The organism is Streptomyces sp. Z423-1, from assembly GCF_013009255.1.
Taxonomy (GTDB): domain Bacteria; phylum Actinomycetota; class Actinomycetes; order Streptomycetales; family Streptomycetaceae; genus Streptomyces; species Streptomyces gossypiisoli.
The window spans coordinates 3,756,539-3,781,179 of the sequence record NZ_CP053109.1 but is presented as its reverse complement, the minus strand read 5'-3'; the positions used below and the strand labels follow the sequence as shown (position 1 = coordinate 3,781,179).

General features: G+C 70.9%; 25 protein-coding genes. 21 read left to right on the top strand and 4 right to left on the bottom strand.

Features of this window, described 5'->3' with window-relative positions:
* Positions 1-17 precede the first annotated feature (17 nt).
* From HJD23_RS16925 to HJD23_RS16910, 4 genes are all read left to right on the top strand, one after another.
* Positions 18-422: an SRPBCC domain-containing protein gene (locus HJD23_RS16925; RefSeq protein ID WP_171112597.1), complete on the top strand. Its 405-nt coding sequence runs from the start codon at positions 18-20 to the stop codon at positions 420-422.
* Between the two features lie 76 nt (positions 423-498).
* Positions 499-1,296, top strand: a complete 798-nt coding sequence (locus HJD23_RS16920; protein ID WP_171112595.1) for a hypothetical protein — start codon at positions 499-501, stop codon at positions 1,294-1,296.
* The gene (locus HJD23_RS16915; protein ID WP_171112594.1) at positions 1,293-3,566 is read left to right on the top strand and encodes a hypothetical protein; all 2,274 of its coding nucleotides are present in this window, start codon (positions 1,293-1,295) and stop codon (positions 3,564-3,566) included. Before HJD23_RS16920 ends, HJD23_RS16915 begins: the two co-directional genes overlap by 4 nt.
* Positions 3,563-5,206, top strand: coding sequence for a hypothetical protein (locus HJD23_RS16910; RefSeq protein ID WP_171112592.1), 1,644 nt, complete (start codon positions 3,563-3,565; stop codon positions 5,204-5,206). Before HJD23_RS16915 ends, HJD23_RS16910 begins: the two co-directional genes overlap by 4 nt.
* Before the next feature lie 41 nt (positions 5,207-5,247).
* Here HJD23_RS16910 and HJD23_RS16905 read toward each other — a convergent pair whose 3' ends face one another.
* On the bottom strand, positions 5,248-5,544 hold the full coding sequence (locus HJD23_RS16905) for a PLD nuclease N-terminal domain-containing protein (protein ID WP_171112590.1): 297 nt from the start codon (positions 5,542-5,544) through the stop codon (positions 5,248-5,250).
* A gap of 89 nt (positions 5,545-5,633) precedes the next feature.
* On the opposite strand from HJD23_RS16905, the gene HJD23_RS16900 reads away from it, so the two are divergent.
* From HJD23_RS16900 to HJD23_RS16855, 11 genes are all read left to right on the top strand, one after another.
* Positions 5,634-7,115 (top strand): menaquinone biosynthesis decarboxylase, encoded by a 1,482-nt coding sequence (locus HJD23_RS16900; RefSeq protein ID WP_171112588.1) that lies wholly within the window; start codon positions 5,634-5,636, stop codon positions 7,113-7,115.
* Between the two features lie 124 nt (positions 7,116-7,239).
* A complete protein-coding gene (gene mqnP, locus HJD23_RS16895) occupies positions 7,240-8,148 on the top strand; it encodes a menaquinone biosynthesis prenyltransferase MqnP (protein ID WP_171112587.1) in 909 nt (302 codons plus the stop codon).
* Between the two features lie 126 nt (positions 8,149-8,274).
* Positions 8,275-8,949, top strand: a complete 675-nt coding sequence (locus HJD23_RS16890) for a UbiX family flavin prenyltransferase (RefSeq protein ID WP_171112585.1) — start codon at positions 8,275-8,277, stop codon at positions 8,947-8,949.
* 78 nt (positions 8,950-9,027) lie between these two features.
* A complete protein-coding gene (locus HJD23_RS16885) occupies positions 9,028-9,483 on the top strand; it encodes an Lrp/AsnC family transcriptional regulator (protein WP_055707813.1) in 456 nt (151 codons plus the stop codon).
* Positions 9,484-9,565: 82 nt separating this feature from the next.
* Positions 9,566-10,729, top strand: coding sequence for an aminofutalosine synthase MqnE (mqnE, locus tag HJD23_RS16880; RefSeq protein WP_171112583.1), 1,164 nt, complete (start codon positions 9,566-9,568; stop codon positions 10,727-10,729).
* A 25-nt stretch (positions 10,730-10,754) separates the two neighbouring features.
* Positions 10,755-11,399 (top strand): UdgX family uracil-DNA binding protein, encoded by a 645-nt coding sequence (locus HJD23_RS16875; protein ID WP_171112581.1) that lies wholly within the window; start codon positions 10,755-10,757, stop codon positions 11,397-11,399.
* A gap of 64 nt (positions 11,400-11,463) precedes the next feature.
* Entirely contained in the window at positions 11,464-11,988 is a 525-nt protein-coding gene (locus HJD23_RS16870; protein ID WP_171112579.1) for a GNAT family N-acetyltransferase, read from the top strand.
* An 80-nt stretch (positions 11,989-12,068) separates the two neighbouring features.
* Positions 12,069-12,368 (top strand): DUF4229 domain-containing protein, encoded by a 300-nt coding sequence (locus HJD23_RS16865; protein ID WP_171112577.1) that lies wholly within the window; start codon positions 12,069-12,071, stop codon positions 12,366-12,368.
* Positions 12,369-12,460: 92 nt separating this feature from the next.
* Positions 12,461-12,565: a putative leader peptide gene (locus HJD23_RS45010; RefSeq protein ID WP_346770311.1), complete on the top strand. Its 105-nt coding sequence runs from the start codon at positions 12,461-12,463 to the stop codon at positions 12,563-12,565.
* Between the two features lie 42 nt (positions 12,566-12,607).
* On the top strand, positions 12,608-13,936 hold the full coding sequence (locus HJD23_RS16860; protein WP_240980729.1) for a dicarboxylate/amino acid:cation symporter: 1,329 nt from the start codon (positions 12,608-12,610) through the stop codon (positions 13,934-13,936).
* A 46-nt stretch (positions 13,937-13,982) separates the two neighbouring features.
* Positions 13,983-14,627, top strand: coding sequence for a TetR/AcrR family transcriptional regulator (locus HJD23_RS16855; RefSeq protein ID WP_171112575.1), 645 nt, complete (start codon positions 13,983-13,985; stop codon positions 14,625-14,627).
* Here HJD23_RS16855 and HJD23_RS16850 read toward each other — a convergent pair.
* Positions 14,610-15,578 (bottom strand): MaoC/PaaZ C-terminal domain-containing protein, encoded by a 969-nt coding sequence (locus HJD23_RS16850; RefSeq protein WP_171118593.1) that lies wholly within the window; start codon positions 15,576-15,578, stop codon positions 14,610-14,612. The two genes, HJD23_RS16855 and HJD23_RS16850, sit on opposite strands and share 18 nt — an antisense overlap.
* Positions 15,579-15,874: 296 nt before the next feature.
* On the opposite strand from HJD23_RS16850, the gene HJD23_RS16845 reads away from it, so the two are divergent.
* The gene (locus tag HJD23_RS16845; protein WP_171112573.1) at positions 15,875-17,827 is read left to right on the top strand and encodes an AMP-dependent synthetase/ligase; all 1,953 of its coding nucleotides are present in this window, start codon (positions 15,875-15,877) and stop codon (positions 17,825-17,827) included.
* Positions 17,828-17,838: 11 nt separating this feature from the next.
* On the opposite strand, the gene HJD23_RS16840 is transcribed toward HJD23_RS16845, so the two are convergent.
* Both HJD23_RS16840 and HJD23_RS16835 read right to left on the bottom strand, forming a co-directional pair.
* A complete protein-coding gene (locus tag HJD23_RS16840) occupies positions 17,839-18,507 on the bottom strand; it encodes a class I SAM-dependent methyltransferase (protein ID WP_171112571.1) in 669 nt (222 codons plus the stop codon).
* 223 nt (positions 18,508-18,730) lie between these two features.
* Positions 18,731-18,934 (bottom strand): cold-shock protein, encoded by a 204-nt coding sequence (locus HJD23_RS16835; RefSeq protein WP_003992177.1) that lies wholly within the window; start codon positions 18,932-18,934, stop codon positions 18,731-18,733.
* 300 nt (positions 18,935-19,234) lie between these two features.
* Here HJD23_RS16835 and HJD23_RS16830 point away from each other — a divergent pair, with 300 nt between their 5' ends.
* The 5 genes from HJD23_RS16830 (at position 19,235) to HJD23_RS16810 (ending at position 24,570) form a co-directional block, all read left to right on the top strand.
* The gene (locus HJD23_RS16830) at positions 19,235-20,083 is read left to right on the top strand and encodes a menaquinone biosynthesis protein (protein ID WP_171112569.1); all 849 of its coding nucleotides are present in this window, start codon (positions 19,235-19,237) and stop codon (positions 20,081-20,083) included.
* Positions 20,084-20,180: 97 nt separating this feature from the next.
* Positions 20,181-21,869 (top strand): serine/threonine-protein kinase, encoded by a 1,689-nt coding sequence (locus HJD23_RS16825; RefSeq protein WP_171118591.1) that lies wholly within the window; start codon positions 20,181-20,183, stop codon positions 21,867-21,869.
* Between the two features lie 45 nt (positions 21,870-21,914).
* Complete coding sequence (locus HJD23_RS16820) at positions 21,915-22,634, top strand: A24 family peptidase (RefSeq protein WP_171112567.1); 720 nt, start codon at positions 21,915-21,917, stop codon at positions 22,632-22,634.
* Between the two features lie 132 nt (positions 22,635-22,766).
* Positions 22,767-23,966, top strand: coding sequence for a cyclic dehypoxanthinyl futalosine synthase (gene mqnC / locus HJD23_RS16815; RefSeq protein WP_171112565.1), 1,200 nt, complete (start codon positions 22,767-22,769; stop codon positions 23,964-23,966).
* A gap of 1 nt (position 23,967) precedes the next feature.
* On the top strand, positions 23,968-24,570 hold the full coding sequence (locus HJD23_RS16810; RefSeq protein WP_171112564.1) for a hypothetical protein: 603 nt from the start codon (positions 23,968-23,970) through the stop codon (positions 24,568-24,570).
* The last annotated feature ends 71 nt before the right edge of the window (positions 24,571-24,641 follow it).

The following is a 24,641-nucleotide window of genomic DNA, read 5'->3' as shown; positions in this document are numbered from 1 at the left end:
TCGGAGACACTGGTCTCATGACCGGTTCCATCGAGCAGGGCATCAGCCAGACCCATGGGAACACGCACATCCTGCACTTCCTGGTGCGGCTCCCGCGGCCCATGGAGCAGGTCTGGCCCTCGGTGGCCACGGCCGACGGGCTCGCGGCCTGGTTCACCCCGGCCGACGAGCTCGAACCCCACCTCGGCGGCGCGGTCACCCTGCGTGACATCGGGTCCGGGCGGATCACCGCCTGGGACGTGGACCGGGTCGCCGAGTACACGGTGAAGGGCGGCGGCCGCATCCGGTTCCATCTGGAACGGGACGGGGAGCAGGGCAGCGCGCTGCGGTTCACGCACGAGTTCGAGGGGGAGCGGGAGTCGGAGCGCGGCTGGCGGCTTCGCTTCGAGCGGCTGATCGAGGTGCTGGAGGGGAGTTCCTAGCCGGTCCCACGTGTGTGATTCGGCACTTCGGGGAAGGCGAACGCCCATGCCTGGTCACGGGAGTTGGGGGCGGACGATGATCAGATCCCGGGCGGTGCCCACGAACGGCCTCTCGCCGGTCTACGACGAGACCGGTGCCGCATCCGCGCGCTTCCTCCTGTGGCTGACGGCTCAGACCGGCGGCGCAGCCGGGAACCGAGTGGCCAGCGCCGCATACGCACGCCATGAGCGGTGCAGCCTCGAACTGGTCGAGGGCATAGTGGAACGCCTCGCCGCGCTCGGCTGGATCGCCGTGCACAACGACTCCGGTGCCGTCCCGCCGCTGGTCAGCCCGACCGGCGCCGGGCTCGCGGAGACGCGGGCCTGGGACGAGGCGTACGCCGACCGGGACGCCCGGCGCCGGTACGCCAAGGCGGCCCTGTTCGCCTGGTGGGACCGGGCAGGGCAGCACCAGGACGGTGAGCCGAACGCCGAGGACTTCCTCTGGGCGCGCGAGGCCTACTACTGCGGCCGGCAACTCCCCTTCGAGGATCTGCTCTACGCCAAGGACCGTCTGGAGCTGCCCACCCCGGTGCGCGTCGGTGTCGCGGAACAGGGCGCCGGGGTGTTCCTGTCCTTCGACCAGCTGGCCCGGCTGGTGCAGGCCTCCCGCCCCGACCTGTCGGAGAGCGACAGCGAGGTGCGCCGGGTGCGCGAGCTCGCCGGGGCCCTGACGGACGCCTCACAGCGCGGTGCCGAGCCCGACGCCGGCCTGCTGGATCGCTTCCTGCAGCACAGCAGGGACCTGATGCAGTCCGGCTCCCGGACGGTGAGCAGGGACATGGCGTCCGGCATCGTGTCGGAGATCCTCACCTCGATGCTGAGGCTCGGATGAGCGCTCCCGCCGGCCACGCACCCGTGTCGGAGGACCAGATACCGGAGGTGTACGCGCGCCAGCCCCTGCTGCGGCAGCTGGTGCCGCGCCTGGTCGGTCTCGACCGCGACCGCCACCGAAGACGTCGGCACCACGAGTTCGCCGAGGATCTGCCGGTGGTGCTGCTCAGCGGGCGGCACGGCACCGGCAAGAGCGCCATGCTGGACGACCTCCAGCACGCCTACGCGCCCGATGCGGGCCCCTGGCCCGGTCCCCGCGTGCCGTTCGCGCGGATCAACTGCACGGAACTCCAGGAGCGGGCCATGGTGGGCCCGGAGATCTCCAACAACTCCTACGCGGTGGAGATCCTGGCCGAGCTCATCACCCAGCTGTCCCGTCCCGTCGCGGGGTTCGGGCGGCTCCGCTTTCCCCGGACCACCGCCGGGCTGCTCGCCGTGATCTCCGCCCGGCGCCCCGGCAACGACGACGAACTGCGGGTGGCCGACCGGCACGCGGCCGCCCTGATGGGGCCGGTGCCCGGCGACGGCCCGCCCCCCACCTGGGACACCCTCTTCCGCGCGGCGCTGCCCGTTCCCCCCGACGGCGCCTCGCCCGACCCCGAGGCGTTTCCCGAGGCGGCCGTGCGCACCTACCTGGGGAGGCAGTACAGATGGCGCTCGCGCAGACTCGCCTCCCGCCATCTGGTCCGCTGGTACGAGAGCTACCGCAGCGAGGCCGACAGCCGGCTGCGCGGCATGCCGCCCGGCGCGGCCGCGCAGCCGCGGCCCGTGCCGGCGGCGGAGCGTGCGCGGACCGTGGCCCGCCTGTGCCAGGAGTTCCACCAGGGGCGCGGATTCCGGCGCGGCGTCGAGCGCATGCTGATGGCCGCGTTCCTCACGGATGTGCGCTACGGGCCCTTCCGGCGCGGCAACCGCGCCCCGCGTCCGCTGGTCCTCCTCGACAACGTGCACACCGATGCCGGCCGCGACTTCCTCGAACTCCTCCTGGGGCAACGGGCGCAGCAGAGCCGTGGCGCCCGTGACCAGCTCGTCGTGATCGCGACCGAACTGCGCGGCGACGACAGCCCGGCCACCCGGGACGACGCCCCCGACGAGGAGAACGCCCCCTACCCGCAGGCCGCGCACCGGTCGCTGCACGAAGTCGGCACCAACTCCAGGTGGACGCGCAGCGGCACCGCACCCTCGGCGGGCCTGCTGGTCCTGCCGCTGCCGCCGCTGGACACCGAGCACCTGGAGAGGATGCTCAGGCGTGACGACCGGGCCTCCTTCGACCCGTACATCGCCACCGCCGTACACGATCTGACCCGGGGTCACCCCATGGGAGCCCGTCGGCTGTGCGACGCCGTGGTGCACAAGGCGCGCACCGAGCAGTGGGTGGCCGCGGAGGAACTCCTCGACCTGACCCATCCCGGCGGCGCCGGCGAATCCGTCATCTGGCGGCTGCTCAACACCCTGGTCGGCAGCGAGAACCACGACGAGCTGTGTCTGTTCTCCCTGGCCTGGGACCGGGAGGCGGCCGAACAGCTGGCCGAGCGGTGGGTGCCGCGCCGGATCGACGGCCTGGCCGCGGCAGACGGCGCCGCCGCCCAGCTGGAGCGGGAGCGCTGGTCGCGGGGACCGGGCAGCCGGCCGTTCATCACGGACCGTTTTCTGCGCGCCCTGCTGGTGCACCAGATGCGCAGCGGGCGTGGCGGCAGCGGGGTGGACTGGTTCAGCGCGCACGCCCTGCTCGCCGAGCACCACCGGCAGCGGGCCGAAAGCCGCTCGGGGCAGGCGGAGCGGGACGAGCGGTCCCGCTTCCTGTGGCACCGGCTCGCCGGGGGAGAGGCACGGGAGGTCGTCGACCGGCTGCACGCGGAGTTCCTCAGGGACGACGGCGACGCGGTCGACTGGCTGCACATACTGCGCACGGTGGCCCACGCGCCACGCCCCCCGGGGGGCGACTGGTTCGAGCAGTGCCAGGCGGTCGGAAAGGGCCGCAGGGACCGGCTGCAGCTCCGGGCGGACCCGGACGCGGGCCTGGAGAAACAGGCCGTCAACCGGCTTCTGCACGCCCTGTGGTACGCGGCGGACGAACTGGCCGAGGCGGACCGGACCCTGGTCGACCGGATCGGCCAGGACCTGTCCTTCCTCTCCGCCCAGCATCTGACCGGCCGCGCGGTCCTGGCCCAGGCCGCCATCCGCTGGCCGCGCGCCGTGAAGGACGGCGAGGACTGGCCCCTCGACCGCCGCTGGCAGGGCGACCAGCCGCGAACGGGAGGGGCGCGATGAGCCGGACGGACCGCAGAGACTGGGCCTGGCTGCCGAGCCGGCTGCGCTTCCGGGTGCTCGGCCTGATCGACGTGGTGGCCCTGTGGACCGTGGTCGCCGTCCTGGCGGGGGCCGGTGCCTGGTGGGGCCTGGACACCTACTGGGAGCACCGCGACTACTGCACCGCGGACCGGGAGTTGCGGCGCGTGGGCCCCGGTGACGAGTGCATCGGCGTCACGGCCGAGGCGTACCTCTTCGACCCGGACCTCGCCGACGTCCTGGGCCGGATCGAGGACGAGAACGAGGCCGCGCGGGAGTCGGGCAAGCCGGTGGTGAGCGTCGCCGTCGTCATGCCGTACACCGCGAGGACCCCCGGCGCGGCCATGTCGAAGGAGCTGATCCGGCACTCGCTCCAGGGCGCCTACCTCGCCCAGCGCGGGCACAACCACGGGCCCGCCACCGGCGACACCGCCATCCGGCTCCTCTTCGCCAACGTCGGCGAGGACCTGAGCCACTGGCGGGCCGTGACCGACGAACTGGCCTCCCGGCGCGGCGGCGAGGCCCCCCTCGTCGCCGCCATCGGCTTTCCCAACAGCGACACCGCCACGCTTGCCGCCGTGGAAGAGGGACTGGGGCCGGCGCGGATCCCGGCCGTCAGCGCGGTGCTCAGCTCCCGCGACATGGAACACCCCTACCTCTTCAAGGTCTCGCCCTCCAGCGACCAGCTCGTGGACGCCCTCAAGCGCTATGTGGACGCGAACGAGGTGAACCGCGAGGACACGTTCATGATCGCCGACGACCGGGACGACAACTACGTCGCCAACCTCCGCCGCGTCTTCCGCCGTGAGTTCGGCGCGCGGTACGGCATCACCGACGACGTGGTGCAGCGGCGGACCGAGACGTACCAGGGCATCAAGGGGCCCGTGCAGGGCACGCCGCAGATCTTCCGGCGGGCGGTCTCCGCGATGTGCGCGGTCGGCGCCAGGACGGTGTTCCTGGCCGGCCGCGACGCGGACCTGCCGCCCTTCCTGGAGACCATCGACCGGACGAGTTCCTGCGAGCGGGCCCCGGACGGCGAACCGACACGCATCCTGCGCGTCAGTACGGGCCGTGACCCGGTCACCGAGACGGCCGCGATGCGTGCGATCGCCGAGCGGAACAACATCGAGATCGTGACCGCGACCGCCGTGGACGCACCTCGATGGCGGGCCGGCGGGAACGGCGACGACGAGGTCCCCAAGGCTTTCGCACCCTTCGCCGAGTCCTACGACCGGTACTTCGGCAAGGAGAAGTCCGACGCCCTCAACGACGGCTACGCCGTGATGTACCACGATGCCCTCACCGCCGTGAGCACCGCCGTGGCCGCGACCCGGGACAGCGACATCGACCGCGTGAGCCACAACGACGTCTACGACCAGCTGCGCCGGGGCAGCCCCCTCGAACACTGCGCCGCGGGCTGCGTCCCCGGTGCGAGCGGCGTCTTCACCTTCGCGGACGAGAGCGCGGGGGCGGACGAGGGCGAGCAGTACGAGGTGGCGGCGGGGCTGTGGCCGGTGTGCAAGCCGGTGCCCGTGGTGACCTTCCCGAAGGAACAGCGCGACAGGTCGCCCCTCTACCGGACCTATCAGAAGCCGGCGGAGAACACCTGCCCTCGCCCGTGAACCCGATGTCCACGTCGGGCAGGCACGGCCCGGCTGATCGGTCAGCTGTCGTCGCCGTCCTTCTTCTTGTCCTGCTCCTCCTCCGAGAGCGACTTGAGGAAATCGGGGTTGTCGTCCGGCGCGACCCACTCCTGGCGGCGTCCGGCGGGCCCGGCCGGGCGGCGCTGCTTGCCCGCGATCAGCCAGGAGATCGAGCCGACCAGCGGGAACAGGAGCACCAGGATCGCCCACAGGGGCTTCGGGATGTGCCGGATGTCCTTCTCGTCGGTGCTGATGCAGTCGATGAAGGCGTACACGCTCAACGCCAGGGGTACGACGAACATCAGGATCCGGAGCATCGGCGGTCACCTCGTGGAACGGCGGTGGGGAGTCGCGCGCGCGGCCCCCGTGACGGGGTCAGGGTAGCCCCTCGGGGATACTTGACCCCATGGCTTACGACGATCTTCGCTCCCTGCTCAGGGCACTGGAGCGCGAGGGGGACCTGAAGCGCATCAAGGTGGAGGTCGACCCGTATCTGGAGGTCGGGGAGATCGTCGACCGGGTGCAGAAGGCGGGCGGACCCGCGCTGCTCTTCGAGAAGGTGAAGGGGTCGTCGATGCCCCTCGCCATGAACGTGTTCGGGACCGACCGGCGGCTGCTGAAGGCACTGGACCTGAAGTCGTACGGCGAGATCTCCGACAGGATCGGCGGGCTGCTGAAGCCCGAGCTGCCGCACGGGTTCGTCGGCGTGCGCGAGGCCTTCGGGAAGCTCGGCGCGATGACGCACGTACCGCCGAAGAAGGTGAAGGACGCCCCGGTGCAGGAGGTCGTCCTGCACGGCGACGACGTCGACCTGGAGCAGCTCCCGGCCCTGTTCACCTGGCCGAAGGACGGCGGCTCCTTCTTCAACCTGGGGCTCACGCACACCAAGGACCCGGAGACCGGCGTACGGAATCTCGGCCTGTACCGCCTCCAGCGCCACGACAAGCGCACCATCGGCATGCACTGGCAGATCCACAAGGACAGCCGCAACCACTACCAGGTGGCGGCCCGGCGCGGGGAGCGGCTGCCGGTCGCGATCGCGTTCGGCTGCCCGCCCGCCGTGACGTACGCCTCCACCGCCCCGCTGCCCGGCGACATCGACGAGTACCTGTTCGCCGGGTTCATCGCGGGCAAGCGGATCGAGATGGTCGACTGCAAGACCGTGCCGCTCCAGGTGCCGGCGCAGGCGGAGGTCGTCATCGAGGGCTGGCTGGAGCCCGGCGAGATGCTGCCCGAGGGGCCGTTCGGCGACCACACCGGCTTCTACACGCCGCAGGAGCCCTTCCCCGCGCTGAGGATCGACTGCGTGACGATGCGGAAGCGGCCGCTGCTGCAGTCGATCGTCGTGGGCCGGCCCCCGACGGAGGACGGACCCCTCGGGCGGGCGACCGAGCGGTTCTTCCTCCCCCTGCTGAAGATCATCGTGCCGGACATCGTGGACTACCACCTGCCCGAGGCAGGCGGTTTCCACAACTGCGCGATCGTGTCGATCGACAAGAAGTACCCCAAGCACGCGCAGAAGGTCATGCACGCGATCTGGGGCGCGCACATGATGTCCCTGACCAAGCTGATCGTGGTGGTCGACGCCGACTGCGACGTGCACGACCTGCACGAGGTGGCGTGGCGGGCCCTCGGCAACACGGACTACGCCCGTGACCTGACGGTCGTCGAAGGCCCGGTCGATCATCTGGACCACGCGTCCTACCAGCAGTTCTGGGGCGGCAAGGCGGGCATCGACGCGACGAAGAAGTGGCCCGAGGAGGGGTACACGCGGGACGGGGGGTGGCCCGACATGGTGGAGTCCGACCCTTCCACTGCCGAGTTGGTCACCCGGCGGTGGAAGGAGTACGGCCTGCCACCTCTCGGCCCCGGCGGGCGGACCGCGTGAAGGCGGTCGGCCAAGCCGAGTCGCCGCTCCTGTCCGCGCGGAAGTTGCTCACGGCGTGCGCCGGAATCCATAGCGTGATGTCCGCATTCGGAAATTCGTACCGCCCCCTCGGCCTGGAGGCCATATGACGACCGCCGATGGTCTTCTCGGGCATGGGCCCAGCAGCAGAACGCGGGCGTTTCTGCGCCTGGTGATGATCGAGCACTCGGTCTTCGCGCTGCCGTTCGCCTACATCGCCGCGCTCACGGCCATGTTCCAGTGGGACCGGAACATCCACTGGGGCCGGCTGCTGCTGGTCACGATCTGCATGGTCGGACTGCGCACCTTCGCCATGGCCGTCAACCGGATCATCGACCGCGAGATCGACGCGCGGAACCCCCGCACGGCCCACCGCGAGCTGGTCACGGGCGCGATGTCGGTACGACACGCCTGGACCGGCGCCCTGGTCGCCCTGGTCGTCTTCCTCGGCGCGGCGGCCCTGCTCAACCCACTCTGCCTGGCCCTCGCCCCGGTCGCCGTCATCCCGATGGTGGTCTACCCCTACGGCAAACGGTTCACGAACTTCCCCCAGGCCATCCTCGGCCTCGCCCAGGCGATGGGCCCGGTCGGCGGCTGGCTCGCGATCACCGGCGCCTGGTCCTGGGACGCCGTGATCCTCGGCCTCGCCGTCGGCATCTGGATCGGCGGCTTCGACCTGATCTACGCCTGCCAGGACGTCGAGACCGACCGCGAGATCGGCGTCATGTCGGTCCCGGCCCGCTTCGGCGTCCCGGCGGCGATCTGGGGCGCCCGGGTCTGCCACGCGGTGACGACGGGGTTGTTCGTCTGGTACGCCCTCGCCACCGACGCGGGCGCGTTCTTCTGGCTCGGCCTGCTGATCGTCGCGGGCGCGTTCGTGTACGAGCACACCATCGTCCGCCCGCACGACCTGTCCCGGGTGAACAGGGCGTTCTTCAGCGTCAATGGCTTCATCGGCATTGCCCTGTTCGTGTGTGCGCTGCTGGATCTTCTGGTTCGGGGGCTGACGGTGTGAGACCGTCCGCCTCGTGGACCGCCCGCACACACAGGCGCAGGTCGGGGTGGAGTGGGGGATCGTCAGCGATGTCGCCTCCGCCCCACCGGTCCTGAAGACCTTTCCGCCCACCGGTACGCTCAAGATGTGAACGCAGGGGAATCGCAGCGCGCGCCTTGGATCGTGGGGGTGTCCGGAGCATCCGGTACGCCGTATGCCGCTGCCGTGCTGCGTGCGCTGCTGGACGCCGGGGAGAGCGTCGACCTCGTCGTCAGCCGGGCCTCGCGGCTCACCCTGCTGGATGAGACCGGGCTCTCCTTCCGGGACGCGCACTGGCGGGACGACCTGCGGGAATGGCTGTCCAGGGGGGCCGACGGAAAGCCGGACACCTTCACCGTGCGGCTCGACCGCGTACGGCACTGGAGTGCGGGCGACCTGGCCGCCGGGCCGTCCTCGGGGTCGTACCCCGCGAAGGGGATGCTGATCGTGCCCGCGTCGACCGCCTGCGTCGCCGGAGTCGCCCTCGGTCTCTCCAAGGACCTGCTGCAACGGGCCGCCAGTGTCACCTTGAAGGAGGGGCGTCCGCTGGTCGTCGCCGTGCGGGAGGCGCCGCTCGGCGGGCAGACGCTGCGGCACCTGGTCTCCCTGGACGACGCCGGCGCGACCGTCGTACCCGCCTCACCCGCCTTCTACGCGGGCGCCACCCACATCCAGGACCTCGTCGACTTCGTCGCCGGACGGGTCCTTGACGCGGTCGGCGTCCCCCACACGCTCTACCGCCGCTGGGCGGGCGAACTCGGCGGTGGGTCGCGCACCACCTGAGCCCCGCACTCACTCACCAGGAACTCGTCAGACCTCTTGAGACCTCGTCAGACCTCTTCAGTGGAAGGCTTCGATCGCATGGACGCCGTGGACAGGCAGCTCATCCAGGCCCTGAGGGAGAACGGCCGGGCCTCCTACGCGGAGCTGGGACGCCTCGTCGGCCTGTCGGGCCCCAGCGTCACCGACCGCATCAACCGGCTGGAAGCGGCCGGCGTCATCACCGGCTACCGCGCCACCGTGAACGCCGCCTCGCTCGGCCTCGGCGTGACCGCCCTGATCGGCATCTCGCTGTCCGACGCCGCCGACCACGAGGACGTGGCGCAGCGGCTGAGGGACCTGCCGGAGATCGAGGACTGCTGGTTCATCGCCGGTGACGACTCGTTCATGCTCAAGGTGCGGGCGACCGACGTGGACGGGCTGGAGAAGATCATCCGGCGGCTGAGCGGGACCAAGGGTGTCTCCCGGACCCGTACCACGATCGTGCTGTCCACCAAGTGGGAGAACCGGGTGGGTGAGCTGCCGGAAGAGGTCTAGGCGCGGAGGGCCGTATGGGGCACCTCACGCCCGAAGGGTGGGGGAGTACGGTTGGCGGAGTCTGTCTGAGAGAGGTGTACGCATGGACGTCGGGCTCAAGCGCGAGCTGGAGGAGAAGGTCAGGGCGGGCGTCCGCCTGACCCGCGAGGACGGCATCGCGCTGTACGAGTCGGACGACCTGGCCTGGCTCGGCGGCCTCGCCCACGAGGTGCGGACACGCAAGAACGGCGACGTGGTCCACTTCAACGTCAACCGGCACCTCAACATGACCAATGTGTGCACGGCTTCGTGCGCGTACTGCTCCTTCCAGCGCAAGCCGGGCGAGAAGGACGCGTACACCATGCGCATCGAGGAGGCCGTCAAGCTCGCCAAGGCGATGGAGGCGGACAACCTCACCGAGCTGCACATCGTCAACGGGCTGCACCCCAACCTGCCGTGGCGGTACTACCCGCGGTCCCTGCGCGAGCTGAAGGCCGCCCTGCCGAACGTCTCGCTGAAGGCCTTCACCGCCACCGAGATCCACCACTTCGAGACCATCTCCGGGCTGAGCGCGAGCGAGATCCTCGACGAGCTGATCGACGCGGGCCTCGAATCCCTCACCGGCGGCGGCGCCGAGATCTTCGACTGGGAGGTCCGGCAGCACATCGTGGACCACCGCACCCACTGGGAGGACTGGTCCCGCATCCACCGGCTGGCGCACGAGAAGGGGCTCAAGACCCCGTGCACCATGCTCTACGGCCACATCGAGGAGCCGCGTCACAGGGTCGACCACGTCCTGCGGCTGCGCGAACTCCAGGACGAGACCGGCGGCTTCCAGGTCTTCATCCCGCTGCGCTACCAGCACGACTTCGTCGACATGAAGGACGGCAAGGTACGCAACCGGCTGCAGGCCCGGACGACCATGGCGACCCCGCTGGAGGCGCTGAAGACCTTCGCCGTCTCCCGGCTGCTCTTCGACAACGTCCAGCACGTCAAGGTCTTCTGGGTGATGCACGGCGTCCAGACAGCCCAGCTCGCGCTCCAGCACGGCGCGGACGACATGGACGGCTCGGTCGTCGAGTACAAGATCACCCATGACGCCGACAACTACGGCACGCCGAACAAACTCACCCGCGACGATCTGCTGGACCTGATCCGGGACGCGGGCTTCCGCCCCGTGGAGCGCAACACGCGGTACGAGGTCATCCGGGAGTACGCGGGCCCGGACCCGGCGCGCCGGGAGGCGCCGCAGCCGATGCGGGTGTGAGACCACAGGTGGGTACTCGGGGGCCGTGAGCAAGGCACCCGAGGACCAGTACACCGCCGCACCCTTCGTTCCGGAGGGCGCCGGGCTCGCGGAGCTGCGCAAAGCCTCCGCCGGCTGCCGGGGCTGCCCTCTCCACCGTGACGCCACACAGACCGTGTTCGGCGCGGGGAACGAGGACGCCCGCGTGATGCTCGTCGGCGAACAACCCGGCGACCAGGAGGACCGTCAGGGCAAACCCTTCGTGGGCCCCGCCGGGAGGCTGCTCGACCGGGCGCTCGCGGAGGCCGGGATCGACCCCGGCGAGGTGTACGTCACCAACGCCGTCAAGCACTTCAAGTTCACGCAGGCGGAACCCCGTAAGCGGCGGATCCACAAGGCGCCCAGTCTGCGGGAGATGACCGCGTGCGGGCCGTGGCTCGCCGCCGAGCTGGCCCTCGTCGAACCCGAGCTGATCGTCATCCTGGGCGCCACCGCGGGCAAGGCGCTGCTGGGGTCGTCGTTCCGGGTGACGCAGGTGCGGGGGACCGTACTGGAGGAGGAGATCCACGGGCGGCGCGAGCGGCTGGTGCCGACCGTGCATCCGTCGTCGGTGCTGCGTGCGGACGACCGGGAGGCGGCGTACCGGGGGCTGGTCTCGGATCTGGAAGTGGCGGCACGCGTGCTTGCTTAATAGGTACTTCGCTCAATAGGTACCTTCTGTGATAGGTACTTTGTGTAATAGGTACTATGCGCGCATGTCCCTTACCTTTGCGCTCGACCCTGCCGTGGATCCCGACCTGCGCGACGGCCTGCTCGACCTGTGGACGGACGTGTCCAACGCCGACGGGGCCGTCGGCTTCGTACCGCCCGTGACGCGGGACGCCGTCCGCCCCGAGTTGCTGAAGCACCTCGTCGCCATGGCCGAGGGCCGCACCCGGCTGCTCGCCGGATACGACGAGGACGGCCGGGTCGCCGCCACCGCGTTCCTCACCTTCAACACGCACCGGCTGATGACGCACTGGGTGTGGCTCTACACGGTGATGGTGCACCCACGGCACCAGGGCAAGGGTTACGGCCGGGACCTGATGGCCGCCGCGGCGGACGCGGCCCGGACGTTGGACGGGATCGAGGCGATACGGCTCACCTGCCGGGGCGGACTGGGGCTGGAACGCTTCTACGGCTCCTGCGGCTACAAGGAGGTCGGCCGTATCCCCGCCGCGATCCGGGTCGGCCCCGGCGACGACCGCGACGACGTGATCATGCTGCTGCCGCTGAACTGAGCACCGTACCCCCCTCCAAGATCGACGCACGGGCGTGCTTCACTGGGGATCCCTTTTGGAACCGGAAGAGTGGGATTGAGATGCTCCGCTACACGCTGATGCGCCTCGGAATCTTCGTGGGCTGCTTCGTGGTCGTCTGGGGCCTCGTCTACTCCGGTGTCGCCCCACGCGGTCTCGGTGCCTCCAACGGCATCTGGGTCGTGCTGCTCTCGCTCGTCATCTCCGCGCCGATCAGCTTCGTCGTGCTGCGCAAGGAGCGGGACCGGGCGTCCGCGCAGATCGCGCGGAAGGTGGACGGCGTCAAGGCCAACTACGAGGCCAACCGCAGCCAGGAGGACGTCGCGGACGACGCGGCGCGCGCCCAGGGGCAGGCTTCCTAAGCCTTCCTAAGCATTCCTAAGGCCGTCTGTGCTGTGAGCCTCTCAAAGTAAGGCTTTGAGGTTCTCAAACTTCAAGTGTTACGGTTTCTGGCATGAAGCCAGCAGTCGTGTCCGTTGACGCGCCGCGCAGCGTTCCGCTCGTGGCGCGTCTGCACGTGGACCTCTGCCGGTGCGCGTCCGCGAACTGTCGCCTTTGACGTCTCTGTCGCCCTGCGCACCCCTTCCTTCTCTTACGGAGCATGTCCGTGTCCGCGAACACGAAGTCTTTCAAGCTGCCCTTCGAGCTGCCCTTCGAGCTGCCCCTCAAGGCGCCCTTCTGGGCCCAGATACTCCTCGGCCTCGTCCTCGGCGTCCTGCTCGGCTGGATAGCCAGGAGCCAGGACGTGTCCTGGCTCGTCACCACGCTCGAAAAGGTCGGCGACACCTTCATAGGCCTGCTGAAGCTCGCCGTCGCCCCGCTCGTCTTCTTCGCGATCCTGGTCTCGATCACCAACCTGCGGAAGGTCAACAACGCGGCCCGCCTGGCGTCCCGCACCCTCCTTTGGTTCATGATCACCTCACTGATCGCGGTGGCCGTCGGCCTCCTCATCGGCCTGGTCACCAACCCCGGTGCCGGCACCGGCCTCACCCCCAGGGACGGTGAGCTGCCCGAGAAGACCGGCTCCTGGATCGACTTCCTGACCGGCATCGTGCCGACCGACGTGATCACGCCGTTCACCGAGCTGAACGTGCTGCAGATCGTCTTCATGGCCGCCGTCGCCGGGATCGCCGCCCTCCAGCTCGGTGAGAAGGCCCAGCCGATCCTCACCCTCAGCGAGTCCGTCCTCGAACTCCTCCAGAAGGCCCTGTGGTGGGTCATCCGGCTCGCCCCGCTCGGCACCGTCGGCCTCATCGGCACCGCCATCGCCACCTACGGCTGGGACCTGATCGGCCAGTACGCCACCTTCACCGCCGACATCTACGTCGGCTGCGCGATCGTGCTGTTCGTGGTCTACCCGGCGCTGCTCGCCACCGTCGCCAAGGCCAACCCGCTGCAGTTCTTCAAGGGTGCCTGGCCCGCGATCCAGCTGGCCTTCGTGTCCCGCTCCTCCGTCGGCACCATGCCCCTGACCCAGAAGGTCACCGAGCGGCTCGGCGTGCCGCGCGAGTACGCGTCCTTCGCGGTGCCGTTCGGCGCGACCACCAAGATGGACGGCTGCGCCGCGATCTACCCCGCCATCGCCGCGATCTTCGTCGCGCAGATCTTCGGCATCCAGCTCGGGATCGGCGACTACCTGCTGATCGCGTTCGTGTCGGTGGTCGGCTCCGCCGCCACGGCCGGTCTCACGGGCGCGACGGTCATGCTGACCCTCACCCTCTCCACGCTCGGCCTGCCGATGGAGGGCGTCGGTCTGCTGCTCGCCATCGACCCGATCCTGGACATGATGCGCACCGCCACCAACGTGGCCGGGCAGGCGCTGATACCGGTCATCGTCTCGGCCCGCGAGGGCCTGCTCGACCGCGAGGCCTACGACAACGCGGGCAGCTCGCCGGTGGAGGAGCGGGACCGGGTGGCCGTCGCCGCCTGACCGGTACTGTCCTGACGCCCGTCGCGCGGACCGTACGCTAAGCCGCATGGGTGCCGTGAAGACCAAGCGGATGCCGCGTGCGGTCCGTGAGCAGCAGATGCTGGACGCCGCCGTACAGATCTTCGGGCAACGGGGGTACATCGCGGCGTCGATGGACGACATCGCCGAACTCGCGGGCGTGTCCAAGCCGTTGGTGTACCTGTACCTCAACTCCAAGGACGACCTCTTCACGGCCTGCATCCGCCGGGAGGCCCAGGCGCTGTTCGCCGCCGTCCGGGCCGGTGTCCGGCGCGAGCTGCCCGCCGACCGTCAACTCTGGGACGGGCTGCTGGCGTTCTTCACGCACACCGCCCAACACCCCGACGACTGGTCCGTGCTGCACCTCCAGGCCCGCACTCACGGCGAGGCGTTCGCCGCCGAGGTCACCGCGATGCGCGCGGACATCGTCGCCTTCGTCACCCAGCTCATCGTCGAGGCCGCCCGCGACGCCCACCGCGATCCCGACCTCCCCGAGCGCGAGGTCGCCGGGCTCGCCGAGGCCCTGGTCGGCGCCGCCGAGTCGCTGGCCGACTGGGCCAACGCCACCCCGGGAGTGACGGCCCGGCAGGCGGCGGCCACCCTGATGAACTTCGCCTGGGCCGGGCTCGGCGAACTCATGGCCGGGCGGCGCTGGTCACCGCCGAGCGCGTGAAGCGAGCGGCTGCACCGCTCCGCTGACGTGCAGCCGGTCTCCCCGGCGCAGTGCGAAACGCCCGCCCTCCGCGGCGTACTCCACCGTCCCCGGCAGCGGCACCGGCGCCCGGAACTCCGCCCGGACCAGCACCGCTTCGGGCGTGCCGTGCGCGGCGAGACAGCGGGCCACCGTCCACATGCCGTGCGCGATCGGGCGCGGGAAGCCGAACAGGCGGGCGGTGAGCGGGTACAGGTGGATGGGGTTGCGGTCGCCGGAGACAGCGGCGTAACGCCGCCCGATGTCGGCACCGAGCCGCCATTCGGCGCCTGCGGTCAGCGGCTTGCGCTCCTGACCTCCGGGCGGCGGTGCGTCGTCGGTGCTTGGTGGTGTGTGTTTTTCGGGTGCGGCCTGCGGTACGTGGCCGGTGCTCGGTGGCCTGTGTTTTTCGGGTCCGGCCTGCGGTACGCCGTCGGTGCACGGTGGCCCGTGCTCCTCGGACCCGGCCTGCGGTACGCCGTCGGTGCGGTGCCGGGACAGATACGTGCTCCGCGACTCCCAGACGACCTCCCCGTCGGCCAGCGCCTCGGTCGCCACCGTCGCCTCCGTCCCGCGCCGGTGCGGGGCCAGTCCGGCGAGGTGTACGGCGAGTTCGTACTCCCCGGTGGCCGAGAGGGCGGTGTGGCGGGTGAGTTCGATCGAGGTGTGGACCAGGCCGAGCAGCGGCAGCGGGAAGTCCCGGCCGCCCATCAGCCGCATGGCCAGCGGGAAGGCCAGGATGTGCGGGTAGGTGAGGGGGAGGTCGTCGTCGCCGGTGGGGAAGCCGCAGACCCGCTCGTAGGCGGCGAGCCGGGCCAGGTCGACCCGGACCCCGGAGCGGACCAGCCGGGTGCGGGGGAAGGCGGCGTCCGGGCGGGGGCGTTTGAAGGGGGAGCGGAGGGCGCCGGTGACGAGCGGGAGGTGGTCAGCCATGGTCATACCGGTTTCCTCACCCTGTCCTCCATCCTGTCCTCCATCCTGTCCTCCCTGTTTTACTCCCGAGTAAGGTTACCGTAGGTAAGCCCAAGTCCCGCAAGCCTTCGGGACTCCACAGGCCCATCCCTGGAACCTCTTCGAACCCGCACAATCTCCCCACGTGTGAGCCGTACCATCTGCCACCTGACCGCCGGTGCCGCCCCCAGCGCGCACCGCCGGTGAACGCCTCCGTACGCCCCCCGCGTACTTCATGCAGCGGAGCCGTACCGCGCTGCAGGCCCCAGGAGCTGCCCATGCCCATCTCGTACTCGTCCTCGTCGCCCTTACCGCACCGGACGTCCGCGTCGTCGCTCGAATACGACCCGGACGGCGGGCCGGTCCTCGTCGAACCCGAGATACGGAGGCTGGACGGGGAGGTGCGGGAGGCGGCCGTACCGCCGCTGGTGCCACCGGTGTCGCACGGCTCGCTGGCCGATCTGCCGTTCGAGAACGCGGCCGTCGCGCCCGAGCACCCGGTGCTCAGCCGGCGTGACGGCGACGGGCGGTGGGCCGATGTGACGGCGGCGGAGTTCGCCGCGCAGGTGCTGGCCGTGGCGAAGGGGATGATCGCCGAAGGGCTGGCGCCGGGCGACCGGATCGCGATCATGGCGAGGACGTCGTACGAGTGGACCCTCCTCGACTTCGCGGCCTGGGCGGCCGGACTGGTGACCGTCCCGGTGTATCCGACCTCGTCCGTGTTCCAGACCCGCTGGATCCTCCAGGACTCCGGCGCGGTCGCCCTGGTGACGGAGACGGCCCGGCAGGCGGCGGCGCTCGGGCCCGAACTCCCGCACCTGCCCGGCCTGCGGCACCTGTGGGTCGTCGAGAAGGGCCACGTGGACCGGCTCGCGGAGCAGGGGGATCCGGTGCCGGACCAGGAAGTCGACGTACGGCGGGGCATGCTGGGCCCGGACACCCTCGCCACCGTCGTCTACACCTCGGGCACCACCGGCCGCCCCAAGGGCTGCGCGCTGACCCACGGCAATTTCCTGGCGGAGGTCGACAACGCGATCGAACTCCTCTACCCGGTCTTCAAGGCGCGGACCAGCGAGGAGGCCTCCACCCTCCTCTTCCTGCCCCTGTCCCATGTGTTCGGCCGGATGGTGGCCGTGGCCTGCGTGCGGGCCCGGGTCAGGCTGGGGCACGCGCCCAGCCTGAAGTCGGAGGATCTGCTGGCGGATCTGGCGGCCTTCCGGCCGACCTTCCTGCTGGCCATCCCGTACATGCTGGAGAAGGTCTACAACGGCGCCCGCGCCACCGCCGAACGCGGGGGCAGAGCACCGGCGTTCGATCGCGCGGCGAAGATCGCCCGCCGCTACGGCGAGGCGGTGGAGGCCAGGGCGAGCGGCACCGGTCCCGGCCCCAGCACCTCCCTGAAGGCGTCCCGCGCCTTCTACGACCCGCTGGTCTACCGCCGGATCCGCAACGCCCTCGGCGGCAGGGTCCGTTACGTCATCTGCGGCGGCTCCCCGCTCGGCCGCGACCTGGCCGCGTTCTACGCGGGCGCGGGCATCGACGTGTACGAGGGATACGGGCTGTCCGAGACGACCGGCGCGGCGACCGTGACACCGCCACTGAAACCCCGGCTCGGCACGGTCGGCTGGCCGCTGCCCGGCACGCGGGTGCGGATCGCGGCGGACGGCGAGATCCTGCTCGCCGGGGGCCAGGTCTTCCGCGGCTACTGGGACCCGTACCGAGGTGGGGTGGTGCCGGCGTCGCCGGACGGCTGGTTCCCGACAGGCGACATCGGCCGGCTGGACGACGAGGGCTACCTCGTCATCACCGGCCGCAAGAAGGAGATCCTGATCACGGCGGGCGGCAAGAACATGGCCCCGGCGCCCCTGGAGAACTGGCTCCGCTCGCACCCCCTGATCTCCCACTGCCTCGTCCTCGGCGACCGCCGCCCCTACATCACCGCGCTGGTCACTCTCGACGCCGACGGCATCACCCACTGGCGGCAGATGAACGGCAAGCACCCGGTGCCGCCCGAGCTCCTCGTCGACGACGACGACCTGCGGGCGGTCCTGCAACGCGCGGTCGACGAGGCCAACAAGCTCGTCTCCCGCCCCGAGTCCATCCGCCGCTTCACCGTTCTGCCCACCGACTTCTCGGAGGCGGCCGGCCATCTGACCCCGTCGATGAAGGTGCGCCGGGCGGCGATCCTGCGGGACTTCGCACAGGAGGTGGAGGCCATGTACGGGGGGTGAGTGAGGTCACCTCAGTGCTCCGTGCCCGTGTTCCTGCGGGCGATCAGGAACGCCTGGGGGGTCGTCTCGGTGGTGCGTTCCGGGTCGGGTTCCCGGACTGTCCGGGAGTGGAGTGTGAAGCCTGCCTCGGCCAGGAGGTCGGTCATGTGCTCCGGGCGGCGGCGCAGGAAGTCCAGGGACACCGGACGGCCGAAGGGCTGGTCCAGGCGGCGAGGGGCGTCGCCCGCCTGGAAGGCGAGGAGGAGGTGGCCGCCGGGGGCGATGACGCGGGCATACTCCTCGAACAGGGCGGGGAGCCGGTCGGTGGGGGTGTGGATGGAGGAGTAGAAGGACACCACGCCCGCCAGGTGGCCGTCCGGGATGTCCAGGTCCAGCATCGAGCCCTGCTCGAAGCGCAGCGCGGGGTTCTCGCGGCGGGCGACGGCGAGCATCGCCGCCGAGAGGTCCAGGCCGAAGACCTTCAGGCCCAGCGAGGCGAGGTACGCCGTGACCCGCCCGGGTCCGCAGCCCAGGTCGGCCACCTCGCCGTCGCGGCCGACCAGCTCGGCGTACGCCGTGAGGATCGCCCGCTCCAGCGGCATCGCGGCGAGTTCGTCACGGAAGAGGTGGGCGTAGTCCTCGGCTATCGCGTCGTAGAAGTGCTGGACGGTTTCCGTGGGGGTGAGCGCGTCTTCGGTCATGGGGCGTGACCGTACTGCCCGGCACTGACAGCGGGGCGGTTTTCCGTCACGCCCCGGCCGCCGGGGCAGCGAATACCCGACGCCGGCTCCTCGGCTTCTCGGCTCCTCGGCTCCTTGGAATTCCCGGAGAATTCATCTTCCCGATGTGCGGGAAAAGGCAGGAGCCCCGTCGCCGGATGGCGCGGGGCTCCTTGGGTACTGCACTCGATCCTGGATCAGAGGATCAGACCGGGGTGACGTTCTCCGCCTGCGGGCCCTTCGGGCCCTGGGTGACGTCGAAAGACACCTGCTGGTTCTCCTCGAGGGAGCGGAAGCCGCTCGCGTTGATCGCGGAGTAGTGGACGAAGACGTCGGGGCCGCCGCCCTCCTGGGCGATGAAACCAAAGCCCTTTTCGGCGTTGAACCACTTCACGGTTCCGGTAGCCATAAGCCCTCCTTGGGCTCAAAAGGGTTGCCCTGCTCCAGAACCAGCAAGTGTGAAGATTTGAGTTCTGCACAACTGCATATGTCTGAGAACGACGAGAGCCCGCGGTCACATGCTCCGCAGGCTCTGTACTGCAAGGGAAACCAAACTGCAACTTGCGATGAGCCTAGCACGAGGGCACCCGAAAGCAATAGGGGTCAAGATCACGTCACCCGAATGTTTGAACGCCGTGTCGACGTTGACGCCGGGGGAGGGGTCACCCCAGAAGGCTGCACCCTACCCCACGGGGTCTAGCCTCTCGACGTGGACATTTCTCGCATGCGGCCGCGCGTCGGCCACATCCAGTTCCTGAACTGCCTGCCCCTCTACTGGGGGCTCGCCAGAACGGGGACGCTGCTGGACTTCGAGCTGACGAAGGACACCCCGGAGAAGCTCAGCGAGCAGCTGGTGCGGGGGGATCTCGACATCGGGCCGATCACCCTCGTGGAGTTCCTGAAGAACGCCGACGATCTCGTCGCCTTCCCGGACATCGCCGTCGGCTGCGACGGACCGGTGATGTCCTGCGTGATCGTCTCCCAGGTCCCGCTGGACCGGCTGGACGGCGCCCGGGTGGCCCTCGGCTCCACCTCGCGCACCTCCGTACGCCTCGCCCAGCTGCTGCTAGCGGACCGCTTCGGCGTACGGCCCGACTACTACACCTGCCCGCCCGACCTCAGCCTGATGATGCAGGAGGCCGAGGCGGCCGTACTCATCGGCGACGCGGCCCTGCGGGCGAACCTGCACGACGGGCCGCGGTACGGGCTGGCCGTGCACGACCTCGGCGCGCTGTGGAAGGAATGGACCGGGCTGCCGTTCGTCTTCGCCGTGTGGGCGGCCCGCCGGGACTACCTGGAGCGCGAGCCCGACATCACCCGCAAGGTCCACGAGGCGTTCCTCGCCTCCCGCAACCTCTCCCTGGAGGAGGTCGCCAAGGTCGCCGAGCAGGCGGCCCGCTGGGAGGCCTTCGACGAGCGGATCCTGGAGCAGTACTTCACCACCCTCGACTTCCGCTTCGGCGGCCCGCAGCTGGAGGCCGTGGCGGAGTTCGCCCGCCGGGTCGGGCCCACGACCGGGTTTCCGGCGGATGTGAAGGTGGATCTGCTGCGGCCGTAGTCGTGAGCGTGGATCTGCTGCGGCCGTAGTACGGGGTCCTCAGTACGCCGATACCCTGCGGGCAGTGGAGGCGTACGGGGGAGAGGGGGCGGACGCCATGCAGCCGCTCGGCGTCGATGAACCCACCGTGATCGGGCCCTACCGGCTGCTCGGCCGGCTGGGTTCCGGCGGTATGGGCCGGGTGTATCTGGGCCGCAGCGCGGGCGGCCGTACCGTCGCGGTGAAGGTCGTCCACCCGCATCTCGCGCTCGACGAGGAGTTCCGCGCCCGCTTCCGCCGTGAGGTGGCGGCCGCGCGGCGGGTGGGCGGCGCCTGGACCGCGCCGGTGCTGGACGCGGACCCCGAGGCGCCGGTGCCGTGGGTGGCCACCGCGTACGCCGCCGGGCCGTCGCTCGCGGCGGCGGTCGCGGACGGCGGTCCGCTGCCCGCGCATTCGGTACGGGCGCTGGGCGCGGGCCTGGGCGAGGCGCTGGCGGCGGTGCACGAACTGGGCCTGGTGCACCGGGACGTCAAGCCGTCCAACGTGCTGCTCACCCTGGACGGGCCGCTGCTCATCGACTTCGGTGTCGCGCGCGCCCTGGACGGCACCGCGTCGCTCACCTCGACCGGGGTCTCGGTCGGCTCGCCCGGTTACATGTCGCCGGAGCAGATCCTGGGCAAGGGCGTCACCGGGGCGGCGGACGTCTTCTCGCTGGGTGCGGTGCTGGCGTACGCGGCGACCGGTGAGCCGCCGTTCCCGGGGGACTCCTCGGCCGCGCTGCTCTACAAGGTCGTGCACGAGGATCCGCAGCTCGACGCCCTGGAGGGCGGGCTGTTGCGGGAGGTCGTCGAGGGCTGCCTGGCGAAGGAACCGCGGGAGCGGCCGACCCCGGCGGAGGTGGCTCGGCGGCTCGCGCCGGAGGGGGCGGCGGGGCTGGTGGCGAGTGGGTGGCTGCCGGGGGTGCTGGTGGAGCAGGTGACTCGGGGGGCTGTGCGGCTGCTGAACCTGGAGGCGGCGGGGGCGGAGACTGGGGCTGGTGTCGGGGCGGGTGCGGGGGCTCCTTCGGGGCCGGTGGGGTTCAGTCGTCCGGCGGTGGGGGAGGGGGCGGCGGTCGGTGGGGGTTCGGCCGTGGGGGCGTTCGGGCCGCCGCCCGTGATGCCGGGGGCTGTACCCGAGCCGCGTACGGCGGAACCGGAGGTTCCCGCCTCGGGCAAGCGGCCCGGCAAGCTTTCCGTGAGCGTCGCGGCGACGGCTGCGCCGGAGGCCGACGGGCGGGGCAGGCGAGTGAGCTGCACGGTGGCGCTCGCCGTCGCCGGGGCGTTCGCGGCGGCGACGGTCGGCTCGGTCTTCGTCTTCGACCTGCTGCCCGGCGAACGCCGGGACAGCGCGGGCGATTCCGGCTCCGACGACGCCTACTCCCCGGCCCCGAGCGCCAGCCTGAGCACCGGCCCGTCCGGCATCCCGACCCGCTACCTCGGTACTTGGGAGGGCCAGGGCACCGCCCTGGACGGCACGCTGCCCGCGGGTACGTTCCGGGTCACCGTCCAGCAGGCCGAGGTGGGCGAGGAGTTGGGGCAACTACGGCAGACCGACCAGCTGGGCGGCGTCTGTGTCGACGTACTGACCCTGAAGCAGGTGACGGAGAAACAGCTCGTCGCCAGGTCGGTCGGTCAGAAGGGCAACCACGGCGGCTGCAACCAGGAGCCCACGACGGTCCGCCTCGTCCCGACCGGTGACGACCTCACGTATGAGTCGGACAGCGCGCGGTCCGGGTATCCGAAGGCCCGGATGTCGAAGGTGAAGTAGTCCCTCCGGCGCGGCAGCGGGGGACGAACAGGGGGCGAGCGGGGCTTGGGTGAGGGTCTGTTGGTCGCCGCCGCGCTGGGCTGGGGCGCGGTGGCGGGGGCGCTGCTGCCGCGGGCCGCGTACCGCTTCTCCGTGCCGCCCGACGAGGCGTGGCGGGACCGGTGTTCGCGCGGGCATCCGATCCGGGGGTGGGTCGGGCGGGCGCGGTGCGGCGAGTGTGAGGGCCACGGCCCCGGTGTCCCGCTCCTCGGCACCGTCACCGCCCTGCTCTGCGCCGCCCTCGCCGCCGTCACCGGCCCCCGTCCCGAGCTGGCCGTATGGCTGCTGATCACGCCCGTCGGCGTGCTGCTGGCCGTCGTGGATCTGCGTGTGCGGCGGCTGCCCGATCCGCTGACCCTGCCCCTCGCGGCCGCCACGCCCGCCCTGCTCGGCGTGGCCGCGCTCGCGCCCGGGCACGCCGGGTACTGGGCGAGCGCCCTGCTGGGCGCCCTCGGCCTCGGCGGGTTCTACTTCCTTCTCTTCCTGATCAACCCCGGCGGCCTGGGCTTCGGCGATGTGAAGGTGGCAGTCGGTGCGGGGGCCGTGCTCGGCTGGTACGGGTGGTGGCCGGTGCTGCTGGGGACCTTCGCCGCGTTCGCTTGCGGGGCGGTCTACGGCTGGGTCCGCGCCGTCGTACGGAAGACGGGGCGCAAGACCGTGATCCCGTTCGGGCCGTTCCTGCTCGCGGGCGCCTACGCCGGGCTGCTGCTGGGCGCGGCGGGGTGAGGGTGGGCGGGCCGACGGCCGACGGCTGAGGGCGCGGCGGGCTGAGGGCCGGACGGGCTGCGGGCAGGGCGGGAAAACGGCTGGCGTAGGCTGGTTCAGTCCGTCCACGACCCTTGACGAAAGGGACACCCGGTGACCGAGAAGGCCGACCTCCAGTCCGTTCTCGAACGTGCCGCCGCGGGCGGACGGATCACCCCGGAGGAGGCGCTCGACCTCTACCGCGACGCCCCGCTGCACGCGCTGGGCGCCGCCGCCGACGCCGCCCGCCGCCGTCGGTACGCGGGCACCGAGCACATCGCGACGTACATCATCGAGCGCAACATCAACTACACGAACGTGTGCGTCACGGCGTGCAAGTTCTGCGCCTTCTACGCCCCGCCGAAGGACAAGGCGAAGGGCTGGACCCGCGATCTGGACGACATCCTGCGCCGGTGCGCGGAGACCGTCGAGCTGGGCGGGACGCAGATCATGTTCCAGGGCGGTCACCACCCGGACTACGGCGTCGAGTACTACGAGAAGCACTTCGCGGCCATCAAGAAGGAGTTCCCGCAGCTCGTCATCCACAGCCTGGGGGCGAGCGAGGTCGAACACATGGCCCGCATCTCCAAGGTGACGGTCGAGGAGGCCATCCAGCGGATCAACGCCGCCGGACTGGACTCCTTCGCCGGGGCCGGCGCCGAGCTGCTGCCCGAGCGGCCGCGCAAGGCCATCGCCCCGCTGAAGGAGAGCGGCGAGCGGTGGCTGGAGATCATGGAGACCGCCCACCGGCTGGGGGTCGAATCCACGTCCACGATGCTGATGGGGACCGGCGAGACCAACGCCGAGCGGATCGAGCACATCCGGATGATCCGTGACGTACAGGACCGCACGGGCGGCTTCCGGGCCTTCATCCCGTACCTCTACCAGCCGCAGAACAACCACCTGAAGGGCCGCACCCAGGCCACCATCTTCGAGTACCTGCGGATGATCGCGATCGCCCGGCTCTTCCTGGACAACATCGCCCACATCCAGGGCTCCTGGCTCACCACCGGCAAGGACGCCGGGCAGCTGACCCTGCACTACGGGGCGGACGACCTCGGCTCGGTGATGCTGGAGGAGAACGTCGTCTCGGCGGCCGGTGCCAAGCACCGCTCCAACCTGATGGAGATGATCGAGATGATCCGGGGGGCGGACCGGGTCCCGGCCCAGCGGAACACGACGTACGAGCACCTCGTCGTGCACGACGACCCGGCGAACGACCCCGTCGACGAGCGCGTCATGTCCCACATCTCGTCCACCGCGATCGAGGGCGGCACGGCTCATCCGGAGCTGAAGCTGCTCGCCTCCAACTGAGTTGCTCACGGTTCACGCGGACTCCAGGGGCCGCGCCCTGGCCGTGCGCGGCGAGTGGGTCATCGACGCCGGTCCCCTGGACGAGCTGGCCGCCGCCCATCCGCTCGCGCGCGTGCGGCAGTGGCCCGGCATCCTCACCTCCGGGCTGGTCAACCCGCACGGGCCCGAACTGCTGGAGCAGGCCTACCACCCCGACCCGCGCGAGGCCGACGAACTGGGCATCGAACCGTTGACCGGGGACGCCCTCGCCGCGCTCGCCATGGACGAGGCGCGGTGGGGTGCCAGCGCGCGGCGCGGAGTGCAGCGGATGCTGGCGCGCGGGACCGTCGCGGTGGCGGGGACGTTCGGCAACCGGGCCGTGGTGACCGCCGTACGGCGGTCCGGTATCGGCGTCGTGGGTCGGCTCGGAGCGCCCGGTGGGGTGCCCTCGCTCGACCCGTTCGAGGCTGGGCTGCCAGTGGAGTTCCCGCCGCCGCGCGAGAGCGGGTCCGCCGCGCGGTTCGCCGTGTTCGACGTACGGGACGAGGCGGAGCTGGCCGAGCGCGGGGGCGGGAGCTGTGTGGTGACTGTGGTGGCGGGACGGCTGGTGTACCGCCGCCGATGAGCGTCAGCCCGCCACGCATCCCCGAACGCCCCCGAACTCTGCCGTGAACGCGAACTGCAACAATGGGGCCC